This window comes from Stenotrophomonas aracearum, from assembly GCF_031834615.1.
In the GTDB taxonomy this organism is placed as follows: Bacteria; Pseudomonadota; Gammaproteobacteria; order Xanthomonadales; family Xanthomonadaceae; genus Stenotrophomonas; species Stenotrophomonas aracearum.
In genome coordinates, this window is record NZ_CP115543.1 from 3,821,849 (window position 1) to 3,835,762 (window position 13,914).

The following is a 13,914-nucleotide window of genomic DNA, read 5'->3' on the forward strand; positions in this document are numbered from 1 at the left end:
CCCCACGCGCTACGCATTGCGACGTTGCTGTCGGCGCGCCACCGCGGCGGCGCGCCGGATGAAGACGACTAGTACGCGGCAGGGTCCGCGCTGAAGATCACCGGCACGGTGATCGTCGCCGTCCCCCCATTGATCAGGTCCACGCCCAGGCTTATTCCGTTGCTGCCTGCCGCACCGCCGCTGGCTGCGCTGCAGGCGCTGCCCGCCGACGCGGAGCAGGTCCACGGCGCGCTCAACGTGGCCCCGGCCGGGAGGGTGTCGGCGACCTGCGCGGCGGTTACCGCATCGGGCCCCGCATTGCTGACCGTGATGACGTAGCTGGCCGTACCGCCTGGCGTGTAGGTTCCGCTGCCATCGGACTTGGTGATCGAGAGATCGGCCTGTCGCGTGCGGTTGGTGATCCGGCAGACAACGTTGAGCGGCTGCGCGGACAACGCCGGCGAGGTGAAGGTGAAGTTCTGCCCGGTGCCGCTGGTCAGCGTGGTGCCCGCCTGGTCCTTGCATTCCCAGGTGCTGGCGTAGCGACTCAGTACGGTTGCGGTACCGGCGGTTTCGGCCAGCGTGTAGATCGTGCCGGGTGCGGTCACCACTGCCGTGGTCGCACCGTTGTTGCCGACGTTGGCAACGCTGGCCAGGACGGTGGCGCCCTGCGCGACGCTGAGGTTGAACACCCCGGTGTCGGTGGTAGGCGCAAGTGTCTTGACCAGCTGCACGGTGGCCGCGCAACTCTGCGAGATGCTTTCCACGGTAAACACGGCTTGGCCGATGCGGATGCCGAGCAGGCCCAGCAGGTTGTCGACCACGCCCCCCAACACCGCCGACAGCACCGGCGCAACCACGGCAGTAACCACCGGACGCAGGGTCTGCAGCAGGCTGCCCACGACGGCGTTCACGATGTTGCCTACCGGCAGTGGCAGCACGATCAGGTTGTTGACCAGGCGCACCACCGGCGTACCGCTGGTGATCTGCAGTTCCAAAGAGTTGACCAGGGAGGTGACCAGCGCAGTGGCGCTTACGGTCCCGCTTGTGAGCGTGCGGGTCTGTTTGAATGGCCCGGTGAACACCACGGACTGCGTTGACGGTGTCGCGGTGGCGACCGCGCGCAGCGACACGGCAAGCGGTATGTCCACATCGGCCACCCTCAGGCCAGCAAGCAGGTTGACGCCCACCGTCACCGCCAGCGACGTTGCGGTGATCGGGGTGACGCTGGCCGGGGTCAGTACGGCGGTACGGTTGAAGAACACCGCGTCGGCGATGGTGCCGATGTACAGGTTGACCAGGCCCGGGCGCGCCTGCAGGGTGACGGCGTTGCTGGCCAGGTTGACGGCGTTGATGGTGCCTTCGGCACGTGCGATGTCGGCATACACCGAAAGGTGCAACAGCGAGGCGGTGATGTTGGTGCCGGCCAGCGAGACCAGGCCGCCGATGTTGAGCCCGTTGAGCGCGGACACGAGCGGCGCGAGGGTCAGGCCCTGGGCGACGTCGAAGTCGAGCTTCAGGCGGATCGCGGCGCTGTGGAAGCCGGTGCCGACCGGGCCGCAGTTGTAGGTGGGCGGTTCCACCACCTGTGCCCAGATGCGGACGTTGGCGAGGCCACCGAGTCCGAGCGGGGCAAGCTGCGCGGTAGTCAGGGTCACCGGCGTGGGCGTGGTCACCACGTTGCGGAAGTTGTACAGCTGCACGCCGCCGGTGATGAGGTCGAGCACGTCCAGGTTGACGTTGGCCAGCGATCCGGGCGGCAGGCTCACCTGCAGCAGGTCGGCGAGGCGGATATTGCCGGTGAGGCCACCGATGGAGGGGGTGAGCAGGTTCAGCGCATTGGCGGCAGCGGTCTGGCCGTCGGCCTGCAGCACCGAGACCAGCGCGGCCTGCAGCTGGGCCAGGGTGATGTTCGCATTGAGCACCTGACTTGGGTCACTTACGACAACTCCCCCATTAAGTTGGGTAAGTAACGCATTCAGATTTACATCGGCAGCGGCCAGGCTGTTCCAGTCGAGCGCTGTTAGATTGATATTCGTACCAGGCAGCAGCGTGGAAAACAGCAGATTCAGCACGGGGCTCTCCGCGCTGCTTACCTGGACCAGCCGCGGGCCGGCCGAAACGCAGGCGCCGTTGGCCGTGCACGCATCCTGCGCCTTCACGGAGGAAACTCCGCCGAATAATGAGAGGAACATCACAAACAGCAGGCCGAATTTCGCAAACCTGAATCGTCCTGACACAATATTCACGCCTGAAACATTATCCATTTTCCGTCCCCCTGCGCCGAGCTGCATTGCTCCCGCACGGTTGGCGAACCAACCATGGGATCCATGCAGACCTGCTTTTTTCGACGTTTTTTGAATTGCCGGCGATGTGTGGCCGGTTTCACAATTAATTACGTCGGCGAACGGATTGACGCAAACAAGGTTTTGTGAAGACCGCAGTTAGCAGTACTGACGTTCACGGGAGAAAAGATGGGAAACCCTTGAGCGGCAGACACGGACAGCGATTCTGTACATTCGGAAAAAAGAATCGCTGCCCGGTTAGTATCGATAACTACCCATCGCAGAAAGGACACGCAAGGGAGAGATTTCAATGCTGTCGATGTCGGATCGAATTCGAGCAGCACGGACCACTGCAGGGCTTTCACAGACGCAGCTGGCCCTGGAAACCGGTGTAAAACGCAGTGCGGTCGCGCAGTGGGAGCGAAAGGAGGGCACTACCCCCAGCGTGACGCATCTGGCACAGATTGCCGTGGTCACCCGCGTACGGTTCGAGTGGCTGGCAACCGGAAGGGGATGTGCCAAACCCGACGGTGACGGCCTGCACGGCACCGTGCAGCCGAATGCGGATTACGTGCAGAACGACCTGGAAGGCAACATCCTGTCGCTGGTGCGGCGCCTGCCGCCGCGCAAGCGCCGGATGGCGCACGCCATCATCGAGATGCTGGGGGTATAGCCAGGTCCAGCGCCGCCCGTGGCGGCAACGACCAGTCGACGCGGCCCAGGCCGCGTCGCTCCAGGTACTCGTTGGCTGCGGAAAAATGCCCGCAGCCCAGGAAGCCGCGGTGCGCCGACAGCGGCGACGGGTGCGGCGCCTTGAGCACGCGATGGCGGGCGGTGTCGATGACCTTGCCCTTCTGTTGCGCGTAGCTGCCCCAGAGCAGGAACACCAGCCCCTCGCGCTCGCGGTTGAGGGTCTCCACCACGTGGTCGGTGAATCCTTCCCAGCCACGCTTCTGGTGCGCACCGGCCTGCCCTTCTTCCACGGTCAGCACCGCGTTGAGCAGCAGCACGCCGCGCTGCGCCCACGGCAACAGGCAGCCATGGTCCGGACGCGGCAGGCCCAGGTCCGATTCCAGCTCCTTGTACATGTTCAGCAGCGACGGCGGCACCGGTACGCCGGGCATCACCGAGAAGCTCAGGCCATGCGCCTGCCCTGCCCCGTGGTACGGGTCCTGGCCGAGGATGACCACCTTGACCTGCTCGAACGGGGTGGCGTCGAAGGCGGCGAAGATCTGCGGGCCTGGCGGGAATACATGCGTCCCGGCCGCCTTGCGTTGGCGCAGGTAGGCCGCAAGCTCACGCATCTCCGGGCGCAGCAGGTAATCGCCGATACGGGCCTTCCAGCTGGGTTCGAGCTGGATGCCCGCCTGTACGTCGTCGTTCATCGCACCATCGGTTTTTCGTTGAGGCGGGCCAGGCGCAGCTGGAACAGCACCTTGGTCACCAGCAGCCGCTCTTCGATCGGCTTCTGCACCAGGTCGTTGGCCCCGGCCTGCAGCAGGCTGGACTGGTTCAGCGGATTGCCGTCGCCGGTCATCACCAGCACCGGCAGGCGGCGCTTGCCGTAACCGAAGTCCACGCGCACGCGCTCGACCACATCCAGGCCACTGAGCTCGCCCTTGAGGGTCACGTCGGTCAGCACCAGGTCGATGCGGTGGCTGCTGCGGCCCAGCGATTCGGCGGTCAGCAGCGCGAAGGCCTCTTCGGCGGTCATCACGTGCAGCACGTTGAGGCTCTGGCGCTCGAGCATGCGCTTGGTCGCCTCGGCGACCACGCGGCTGTCTTCCACATACAGGATGGTGGCGCCGGGAATGGTTTCCGGCTGCACATAGCCGCGGATGAAGGTCGCCAGCGCCTCATGCCCCAGCGCCTTGTCGAAATAGTCGGTGACGTAGTCGGTGAAGCGGCGCTGCTCCAGGTGCTGCTGGGCGTCGCCGGAGACCACGATCACCGGCACATAGGCCTGGCCGGCGGTTTCGCGGACCAGCCGCGCCAGCGCCAGGCCGTCGCCGTCGCTGAGCGTGAGCGAGGTGGTGACCAGGTTGACCGGACCGGCCTCCAGCGCCATGCGCGCGTCTTCGATGCTGGCGCAGCCCACCACTTCCACGGCCGGCAGTTCGCGCTGCAGCACGTCGGCGATGAGCTTGCGGACCAGCTTGGAACCATCGACCACCATGACGCGCGGCGCGTCATCGACCAGGTGCTTCAATACTTGCGGACGCATGCAGGATGGGCCTTCAGGTTTCGGTCGGACGGGTCTGGCGCAGGAAGTGTCCCGTCACCAGCCACGCGCCCAGCCAGCCCAGCACTACGGTGCCGACCAGCACGAGCGAGGAATGCAGCAGGTCCAGCCCGTGCAGCACGAACGGGCTGGCATAACTTTGCGACAACGCGGCCAGCGGCGGGCGCAGGGCCAGGCCGGCTCCGCCGACCAGTGCCAGCGCCAGCGCGCCGGCGCCCAGGCCATACCACGCGCCCAGGTACAGGAACGGGCGGCGGATGAAGCCGTCGCTGGCGCCCAGCAGCTGCAGCACGCCGATCTCATCGCGGCGTGCCTGGATGTCCAGGCGGACCGTGTTGCCGACCACCAGCGCCGCACCGAGGCCCAGCAGCACCGACAGCACCTGCACCAGGCGCGTGCCGAAGCCCAGCCAGGCGTCCAGGCGCTTGCGCCACAGCGCGTCGTGCTGCACCAGGTCGGCCTGCGGCAGGCCTTCCAGCGACTGCGCCAGGCGCGCGTCGTCGGTGCCGTTGGCCGGGGTGATGATCAGCAGCGACGGCAGCGGATTGTCGTGCAGTGCATCGATCGCCTCGCCCAGGCCCGCGCTGTCGCGCAGTTCGGCCAGGCCTTCGTCCGGCGAACGCAGGGTCACGCCGGCCACGTCGGCACGGCCGCGCAGGGTGTCGGCCACCTGCTTCGCGGCGGCGGCGTCCACGTCGGTTTTCAGGAACAGGTTGATGTCGCGCGACTGCTGCACGCTGCCGGCAAAATGCTTGAGGTTGTCCAGCGCGATCGACAGGCCCAGCGGCAAGGCCAGCGCGAGGGCCATCACCATGATGGTCAGCAGGGTCGCCCACGGCTTGCGCCAGGCGCGGCCCAGGCTGAACACCACGCTGTGGCCGTGGTGGTGCAGCCACACGCCCAGCCGCGACGGCGCGGCGGCTTCCTTGTTGGTGGCGGTACTCATTCGGCCAGGTCCTGCGGCGAGATGTCGTCGATCAGTTTGCCGTGGTCCAGGATCAGCACGCGCTTGCGCATGGCGCGCAGCAGCGCCAGGTCGTGGCTGACCACCAGCACGCTGGTGCCGCGCGCAGGCAGTTCGGCAAACAGCGCCATGATTTCCGCAGCCAGGGTCGGGTCGAGGTTGCCGGTGGGTTCGTCGGCGACCAGCAGCTTGGGTTCGCCGACGATCGCACGGGCGATGCCGACGCGCTGCTGCTCACCGGCCGAGATCTGCGAAGGCAGCGCTTTTTCGCGGTGTCCCAGTCCCATGCGTTCGAGCACCGAGCGCACCCGCTTGCCGATGTCGCCGCGCCGGGTACCGCGCAGGATCAGCGGCAGCGCGACGTTCTCGGCGATGCTGCGGTCCATCAGCAGGCGGTGGTCCTGGTAGACCGCGCCGACCGCACGACGGTGATGCGGGATGTCGCCGCCGCGCACCTTGAGCAGGTTGCGTTCGTCGAACACCACCGCGCCACGGCTGGGCCGCTCGTCGAGATGGATCAACTTGAGCAGCGTGCTCTTGCCGGCACCGGAGTGCCCGGTAACGAACAGCATTTCGCCGGGCGCAACTTCGAAGCTGACGTCCACCAGTGCCTGGTGGCCGCCCGCATAGTGTTTGCTGACATTGTCAAAACGCAGGACGCTCATTCCCCGATTATGCAGGAGCGAGGCGACGGCGTGGGGATGCGGTGGCGCCCGTCCAACCGTTGGGCACCACCGTTGATCGGTCAGCTGCCCGAGAGCATGCGGCGGATCTTGCGGCCGATGCGGGTCAGGAACGAAGCGCCCGGGTCCGCAGCCGGTGCCGGGTTGCGCATCGACCTGGCGGTGACCTGCACCGGCGTCACCGGCTGGCCAGCGCCGCCTTCGGCGGTTGCGCCTTCGACCGGACGGCCGTGGCGACGACGACGGCGCTTGCGCGGTGCGCGCTCGCCTTCCACTGCCGGGCTGTTGGCGGCGGAGGGGGCACCGGCCTGCGCCGGCTGCTGCGGCTTCGGCGCGCCTTCGGTGGCCGGCTGCTCGCCTTCCACGCGCGGCTTGCGCTCACGGCGCGGCTTGCCATCGCTGCTGCGCTCGCCCGGGCCACGGCGTTCGCCACGGCCACCGGAGGGCTTGCCACCGCGGCTGCTGCCGCCGCCACGGCGCTGTTCTTCGGCGGCACGCGCTTCGCGCGCCTCGCGGAAGATCTGGCCCACGCTCTCGTTGTCGTCGGCCTCGCCTTCCGGCAGCGGCGCGCGCTCGGGGCGCGGCAGCGCGGTCAGCAGTTCGCTGGTGACCGCTTCGACCGGGATCTTCTGCTCGATGTAGGCCTCGATGTCCGGCAGGCCCATCGCGTAGCGCTCGCACGCGAAGCTGATCGCATCGCCTTCCTCGCCCAGGCGGGCGGTACGGCCGATGCGGTGCACGTAGTCTTCGGCGTCGAACGGCAGGTCGTAGTTGTAGACGTACTTGATGCCGTCGATGTGCAGGCCGCGCGCGGCCACGTCGGTGGCCACCAGGATTTCCAGCTGGCCCTTCTGGAAGCGGTTGAGCAGGCTCTCGCGCTTCTTCTGCGGCACGTCGCCGGACAGCACGCCGACGCGGTAGCCGGCCTTCTCCAGCGAACGCGCCACGCGCTCGACGAACACCTTGGTGTTGACGAACACCATGGTGCGCGCGCCTTCGCTGCGCGACAGCAGGCCCAGCAGCAGCGGGATCTTCTCTTCGTCGGCCGGGAAGTAGATGCGCTGGCGCACCCGTGCGGCGGTGATCGACTCGCTTTCCACCACCAGCTTCTGCGGCTCGTTCATGTGCTCATAGGCCAGCTCCAGCACGCGGTGGCTGAGCGTGGCGCTGAACAGCAGGGTCTGGCGCGTGGTGCGCTCCGGCATGCGGCGCAGCAGGAAGCGGATGTCCTTGATGAAGCCCAGGTCGAACATGCGGTCGGCTTCATCGAGCACGCAGATCTCGCAGGCGTGCAGCGAAACCACCTTGTGCTGCTTGACGTAATCGATCAGGCGGCCCGGGGTGGCGATGATGACGTCCACGCCCTGCTGCAGCAGTTCGCGCTGCTTGTCGTAATCCACGCCGCCGTAGACCAGCGCGAAGCGCAGGCCCAGCTCCGAACCGAACTTCACCGCGTCCTTGTGGATCTGGATGGCCAGTTCACGGGTCGGCGCCAGGATCAGCGCGCGCGGATCTTCCGGCTTGCGGTCGGCCAGCGCCGGGCGGGTCAGCAGGCGGTTCACCACCGCCACCAGGAACGCCAGGGTCTTGCCCGTGCCGGTCTGTGCCTGGCCGGCGACGTCGCCGCCGGGCAATGCCACCGGAAGGGTCAGCGCCTGGATCGGGGTGCAGCGGGTGAAACCAGCGCCTTCAAGGCCAGCCTGCAGGGCCGGATGCAGCTCGAAGGAGGAGAATGTCAAATCGGTCAGCGGTTTGTCGCTCATGAGTCCGTCTTGGTAAGGCCAGCCGACGAAGAGCGGGTGGCTTGCAATCTTGGGGGGCACCGTCGCCACTGCGGGCCCTGCGCCGGGGAAGGCGGAGGCCGGACCCAACCGGGTCCCGGGGCACCGCACAATGACCCAGTTTAGCGCAAACCCGCCCGGATACCGGCCCACCCCGTCGCACAGCCCATTGCGACGAAATCAAACCTGTCGTCGGGCGTCCATCCCGCGTAGCGACACGCCACGCGTGTCCCACGGAAATCCCCCGAAGCCGGCCTCTTCATTCCCCCAACCCCCAGTTGAACGCCGGCCTCCACCAGGCTGGAACCGCCAAACCCACCCCCCACATAGCTAGAGCCAACCCCGGCAAAGCGCGACGACTGTCACAGGACAAATCTTTCCAACCGGCACCTGCCACCCCGCGACGATAGGGGTACACTGCCGGCCGTGAGCGTCCAGGCATCCATCGGGCGCACCGCCGGCGACCCCAGGGGGAACGAGGCAGCAGAGCGGATGAGGCCTTGAATGGCCACGTCCAGGTGCACTCCAAAACGAGAGACCAAGATGAGCGACAAGGTTGTACACGTCGGCGACGCCGACTTCGATAGCACCGTACTGAATTCCAAGGAACCGGTCCTGGTCGATTTCTGGGCCGAGTGGTGCGGCCCGTGCAAGATGATTGCCCCGGCCCTGGACGAACTGGCCGACGCCTACGACGGCCGCGCCAAGATCGTGAAGGTCAACGTGGACCAGAGCCGCGCCCTGGCCGCCAAGTACCACGTCCGTTCGATCCCGTACCTGGTGGTGTTCAAGGACGGCGAGAAGGTCGGTGAGCAGATCGGCGCAGTGGGCAAGGCCCAGCTGGCGGGCCTGATCGACCGGGCCCTGGCCTGATCCACCCCGGCAGCCGGCCACGACCGGCTGCCCCCGCGGGCCCCACGCCCGCATGAATGACCCTGCCCCACCCGGCTTGCGCGCCGCCGCGAGCCGGTGTTAGTGTCGGCACATCCGGCCGCATTCGCGTGCCGCATCTTCTGGACGACGTTTCTTTCCAGAATCCCTTCCCAACGTTCGCCGCCCTGCCGGGCGCTCGCACCTTCCAGCGAGGAATTCAGCACTTGTCCGATATCACTACTTCCGAACCCGGGAGCGCCGACGCGCCCGCCGAGAAGCGCGTGCGCAAGCCGCGCGTCGCCAAGGCCGCTGCTCCCAGCGCCGACACCGGGTCCACCCCCGCCCAGAACGCCCTGCCCCTGGCTGCCGCGCCCGCCGCGCCGGCGCCGGCTGCTCCGGCACCTGTGCAGGCACCTCCGGCACCGGCCGCGTCCAGCGGCGATGCCCCGGCCCCGCAAGGCGGTGGCCAGGACGCCGGCGACGGCGGCCAGCGCAACAACAACAACAACAACAACAACAACCAGCAGGGCGGGCAGAACCCGTACCAGCAGGGCCAGAACCAGGGCGGCCAGAACCAGGGCCAAGGCCAGGGCAACCGCCGCGACCGCTTCCGCAATCGCCGTGACCGCGACCGCAATCGCGGCGGCGGCGGCGGTGGCTACCGCGACGACGGCATGCCGCAGGACAATGGCGAGCAGCAGCCGTTCGTGCGTACCCAGCAGGCCAACGTGCCCGAAGGCTTCCCGGTCTACTCGCTGAGCGACCTCAAGCGCATGCCGGCGCAGAAGCTGCTGGACATTGCCGACCAGCTGCAGATTTCCGAGGGCGTGGCCCGTGCCCGCAAGCAGGACGTCATCTTCGCCCTGCTCAAGGTGCTCACCCGCCATGGCGACGGCGTTGCCGCCGACGGCGTGCTGGAAATCCTGCCGGACGGTTTCGGCTTCCTGCGCGCGGCCGAAGCCAGCTACCTGGCCGGCCCGGACGACACCTACATCTCGCCCAGCCAGATCCGCCGCTTCAACCTGCGCACCGGCGACCACCTGTCCGGCCGCATCCGTTTCCCGAAGGACGGCGAGCGCTACTTCGCGCTGTCGATCGTGGACACCATCAACGGTGAGCCGCTGGAAGCGTCCAAGAACAAGGTGCTGTTCGAGAATCTCACCCCCCTGTTCCCGCGCAAGCGCTTCACCCTGGAACGCGGCAACGGCTCGTCCGAAGACATCACCGGCCGCATCCTCGACCTGATGGCGCCGCAGGGCAAGGGCCAGCGTGCGCTGATCGTCTCTCCGCCGAAGGCCGGTAAGACGATGATGATGCAGCAGGTGGCGACGGCGATCACCACCAACCATCCGGAAGTGCACATGATCGTGCTGCTCATCGACGAGCGCCCGGAAGAAGTGACCGAAATGCAGCGCACCGTGCGCGGCGAAGTCATCAGCTCCACCTTCGACGAGCCGGCCGCCCGTCACGTGCAGGTTGCCGAAATGGTGATCGAGCGTGCCAAGCGCCTGGTGGAACACAAGAAGGACGTGGTGATCCTGCTCGACTCGATCACCCGCCTGGCACGCGCCTACAACAACGTGGTGCCCAGCTCCGGCAAGGTGCTCACCGGCGGCGTGGACGCCAACGCCCTGCACCGCCCGAAGCGCTTCTTCGGTGCCGCGCGCAACGTGGAGGAAGGCGGCAGCCTGACCATCATCGCCACTGCGCTGGTCGACACCGGCAGCAAGATGGACGAAGTGATCTACGAAGAGTTCAAGGGCACCGGCAACAGCGAAGTGCACCTGAACCGTCGCATCACTGAAAAGCGCGTGTACCCGGCCATCGACATCAACCGTTCCGGCACCCGCCGCGAAGACCTGCTGATCGAGCCGGAGCTGCTGCAGAAGATCTGGATCCTGCGCAAGCTGCTGCACCCGATGGACGAAATCGCTGCGATGGAGTTCCTGCTGGACAAGATGAAGAACACCAAGTCCAACGACGAGTTCTTCGGTTCGATGAAGCGCTGATCGGCGCGGCTGTCGAAACAGAAAAGGCCCCGCATTGCGGGGCTTTTTTCATGGATGCGCGTCAGGGCCGCATGCGATCCAGCAACGGCCCGAAATGGATTGGTCCCAACGTTGCCACCGGATCCAGCGGCGGCTCCGCCATCTCCTCAGTCGCATCGACCTCGGCCTCCTCCTGCCCGGTCGCCCCATCCCCATGCTCGAACCCGATTCCCGCCCTGATCATCGTCGATACCGCGACAAGGATGAGCAGCGACAGCCCACCCAGCACATGCATCAGCGTCACATCGATCTCCCCGCGCCTGTGTAGCCATCACGCTACCGATCACGCGAAAAGCATCCTCTGCAACAACTCCCATTTCTGCGACGAACGCGACACACCATGTCGGTAGAGCCGGGCTCTGCCCGGCTGCACGAAGGGCAAGAGCGGCCGGGCAGAGCCCGGCGCTACGAATCCAGGCGTCGGCCGGCGTCCCGGTAGGCAACCGGGCGTGGCAGGGGGCTTAATTGCACACCACCGCACCTTCTGCCTTGTCGGCCTTCGCGGCAACACGCACCTGGGTGAACGCCGCTGCGAACGGCTTGTCGGCGGTGACCACGAACGGCGCTTCCACCGCGCCCAGGTCTACGCCCTTGCTGGCGAAGCAGGCCAGCGGGATGGTGACGGTGCGTTTCTGGCCCGGTTGCAGCGAGGCCAGGGTCGAGGCGATGTCCACGCCGCCTTCGCAGCCGGTACCGCACTGCATGGTCACCTTTACCCCCGACGCCGGCGGGTGCTGCACCATCACGTCGAACTGCAGGGCGCCGTTGCTGCGCGCCAGCGCGCTCAGGTTGCGCCGCGAGGTGCTGCGTGCGATCAGCTGGGCCGGGGCAAGCCAGGTCACTTCGCGAGCGTCCTGCTGGGTGTTGATCTGCACGGTGCGCACGTCGGCCACCGGCTTCTCCTTCGGCCAGCGCAGGCTGGCGTTGAGGTCGTTGCCGAGCGGCTGGGTGGCGCCGTTGGCGGCGATGTGCAGCGAGAACGGCGCGGTGTCCAGGCGGTTGAAGATCGGCAGGGTGGTCACTTCGCCGCAATGGTCGGGGTTGGCCTCCGGCAGGCGCGCGACCTGCGCCGGCTGCGCGTAGCTCAGGCCATAGCCTAACTTGAACAGCGGCGGGCGCTTCGGATCCGGGCGGTCGATCGGTGCCGGGCACGGCACGCCCGGCCACGGGAAGCTCAGCTTGCCGGTGAAGTCATGCGCCGACTTGCCGTCCTTGCCGGCGACCAGCACGTCGGTGATGCCCTTGCCTTCGGAACCCGGCAGCCACGCGGCGACGAACGCCTGCGAGAGATTGAGCAGGTCGTTGGTGTACATCGGACGGCCGGAGAAGTACACGGTGACCACCTGCTTGCCGCTGGCGGCCGCCGCCTTCAGCACAGCCAGGTCCTTGGGCTGCGCACGGCTGTGGCTGACCGTGTCCGAGGCGAGGATGTCGCCGTTGGTTTCGGCGTACGGCGTTTCGCCGATCACCGCTACCACTACGTCGAACTGCGTGGCGTCGATGTCGTTCGCGTCGGCATTGAAGGTGACCTGTGCTGCGCCCAGTTCGGCGCGCAGCGCGCCCAGCACCGAGTCGGCGTTGGGGAAGTCGGCATTGGTGTTCTCGGTGCCCTGCCAGGTCAGCGACCAGCCACCGGCCTGGTTGGAGAGGTTGTCCGCGCTTTCGCCCACCACCAGCACCCGTGCGTTGCGCTTGAGCGGCAGCACCTTGTCCTGGTTCTTCAGCAGCACCAGCGATTCGCGCACCGCTTCGCGCGCAAGCTCGCGGTGCTGCACGGCTGCGCTGTCGCCGGCGAACCGGCTGTCCGAGGGCTTGTGGTCGAACAGCCCGGCACGCAGCTTGACCCGCAGGATGCGGGTCACCGCATCGTCGATGCGCGCCATGGGAATCTCACCGCTCTCGACCTGGGCCATGGTGTTGGCAATGAACGCCTTCCAGTCGTCGGGCACCATCACCATGTCGATGCCGGCATTGATCGCCTGCGCACAGCTGTCGTTGCGGCACCCGGGCACCTGTGCGATGCCGTTCCAGTCGGACACCACGAAGCCATCGAAGCCCATCTTGTCCTTCAGCGCGCCCGTGAGCAGCGCCTGGCTGCCGTGCATCTTGCCGTAGTCCACGCCGCCGGCGCGGTCGTTCCAGCTGTTGAACGAGGCCATCACGGTCTGTACGCCCTCGCCCAGCGCACCGAAGTAGCCCTGGCCGTGCACGTTGATCATGGTCGCCTTGTCGACCGTGGACTCGCCCTGGTCGCGGCCGTTGTCGGTGGCGCCGTCGCCGATGTAATGCTTGGCGGTGGCCACCACGTTGCCGTCGGCGTTGAAGCGGCCCTGCGCGCCCTTGACGTACGCCGTGGCGAACTCACGCACCACCGCGGGATCGGAAGAGAAGCTTTCGTAGGTACGGCCCCAGCGCGGGTCGTGCGCGACCGCCAGGGTGGGCGCGAACACCCAGCCGATGCCGGTGGCACGGGTGGCGGTTCCGGTGGCGGCGCCGATGCGTTCGATCAGCGCTGCATCGCGGGTCGCGCCCAGGCCGATGTTGTGCGGGAACAGGGTGGCGCCGTACACGTTGCTGTGGCCGTGCACGGCGTCGGTGCCCCAGATGACCGGCACCGGGGTTTGCGCGTCGGTGGACAGCGACGCCGCGTGATAGGCATCGGCCAGCTTGACCCAGTCGGCCACGCTGGCGTGCTTGTCCATGCCCGGCCACGAACCGCCACCGTTGAGCACCGAGCCGATGTAGTACGTGCGCACCTGCTCGGGGGTGATCTGCTTGATCTCGGGCTGGGTCATCTGCCCGACCTTCTGCGCCAGCGTCATCTGGCCGACGATGGTGCGCACGCGGGCTTCGATGGCCGGGTCGGCTGCGATGGCGCTGGTCACCCGGGGCCAATCCTGCAGGCGCTCGGCGGCGGCGGCGACAGGGGCCTGCGCGGCCAAAGCCGTCAGTACACAGAGGGCAAGAACGGTCTTCCGGGCGCTGCTCACGGACATCTACCTCCAAAGGAAAATCATCGACAAGGGGGCGGATCGCGGCCGGTTGGGCGCGTCCGCTGA

At 67.2% G+C, this 13,914-nt stretch carries 11 protein-coding genes; 3 read left to right on the forward strand and 8 right to left on the reverse strand.

Annotated features, from left to right (window positions below):
* Window positions 1-68: 68 nt before the first annotated feature.
* The gene (locus tag PDM28_RS17220) at window positions 69-2,054 is read right to left on the reverse strand and encodes a hypothetical protein (RefSeq protein WP_311182982.1); all 1,986 of its coding nucleotides are present in this window, start codon (window positions 2,052-2,054) and stop codon (window positions 69-71) included.
* A 520-nt stretch (window positions 2,055-2,574) separates the two neighbouring features.
* Here PDM28_RS17220 and PDM28_RS17225 point away from each other — a divergent pair.
* The gene (locus tag PDM28_RS17225) at window positions 2,575-2,937 is read left to right on the forward strand and encodes a helix-turn-helix domain-containing protein (protein ID WP_311182983.1); all 363 of its coding nucleotides are present in this window, start codon (window positions 2,575-2,577) and stop codon (window positions 2,935-2,937) included.
* Here PDM28_RS17225 and ung read toward each other — a convergent pair.
* The 5 genes from ung to rhlB form a co-directional block, all read right to left on the reverse strand.
* Complete coding sequence (gene ung / locus PDM28_RS17230; protein WP_311182984.1) at window positions 2,915-3,649, reverse strand: uracil-DNA glycosylase; 735 nt, start codon at window positions 3,647-3,649, stop codon at window positions 2,915-2,917. The genes PDM28_RS17225 and ung overlap by 23 nt on opposite strands.
* The gene (locus PDM28_RS17235; RefSeq protein ID WP_070207343.1) at window positions 3,646-4,488 is read right to left on the reverse strand and encodes a response regulator; all 843 of its coding nucleotides are present in this window, start codon (window positions 4,486-4,488) and stop codon (window positions 3,646-3,648) included. The genes ung and PDM28_RS17235 overlap by 4 nt, the downstream gene beginning before the upstream one ends.
* 13 nt (window positions 4,489-4,501) lie before the next feature.
* Window positions 4,502-5,452, reverse strand: coding sequence for a permease-like cell division protein FtsX (gene ftsX / locus PDM28_RS17240; protein WP_311182985.1), 951 nt, complete (start codon window positions 5,450-5,452; stop codon window positions 4,502-4,504).
* On the reverse strand, window positions 5,449-6,135 hold the full coding sequence (ftsE, locus tag PDM28_RS17245) for a cell division ATP-binding protein FtsE (protein ID WP_311182986.1): 687 nt from the start codon (window positions 6,133-6,135) through the stop codon (window positions 5,449-5,451). The genes ftsX and ftsE overlap by 4 nt, the downstream gene beginning before the upstream one ends.
* A gap of 80 nt (window positions 6,136-6,215) precedes the next feature.
* A complete protein-coding gene (gene rhlB / locus PDM28_RS17250; RefSeq protein ID WP_102946051.1) occupies window positions 6,216-7,916 on the reverse strand; it encodes an ATP-dependent RNA helicase RhlB in 1,701 nt (566 codons plus the stop codon).
* Between the two features lie 561 nt (window positions 7,917-8,477).
* On the opposite strand from rhlB, the gene trxA reads away from it, so the two are divergent.
* The gene (trxA, locus tag PDM28_RS17255) at window positions 8,478-8,807 is read left to right on the forward strand and encodes a thioredoxin (protein ID WP_311182987.1); all 330 of its coding nucleotides are present in this window, start codon (window positions 8,478-8,480) and stop codon (window positions 8,805-8,807) included.
* 224 nt (window positions 8,808-9,031) lie between these two features.
* Window positions 9,032-10,816 carry a transcription termination factor Rho gene (rho, locus tag PDM28_RS17260; protein ID WP_311182988.1) on the forward strand — a complete coding sequence of 595 codons (1,785 nt, stop codon included), beginning with the start codon at window positions 9,032-9,034 and terminating at the stop codon, window positions 10,814-10,816.
* Window positions 10,817-10,877: 61 nt separating this feature from the next.
* On the opposite strand, the gene PDM28_RS17265 is transcribed toward rho, so the two are convergent.
* Both PDM28_RS17265 and PDM28_RS17270 read right to left on the reverse strand, forming a co-directional pair.
* Window positions 10,878-11,099 carry a hypothetical protein gene (locus PDM28_RS17265; RefSeq protein WP_311182989.1) on the reverse strand — a complete coding sequence of 74 codons (222 nt, stop codon included), beginning with the start codon at window positions 11,097-11,099 and terminating at the stop codon, window positions 10,878-10,880.
* A 217-nt stretch (window positions 11,100-11,316) separates the two neighbouring features.
* The gene (locus tag PDM28_RS17270) at window positions 11,317-13,845 is read right to left on the reverse strand and encodes a glycoside hydrolase family 3 N-terminal domain-containing protein (RefSeq protein WP_311182990.1); all 2,529 of its coding nucleotides are present in this window, start codon (window positions 13,843-13,845) and stop codon (window positions 11,317-11,319) included.
* Window positions 13,846-13,914: the final 69 nt, after the last annotated feature.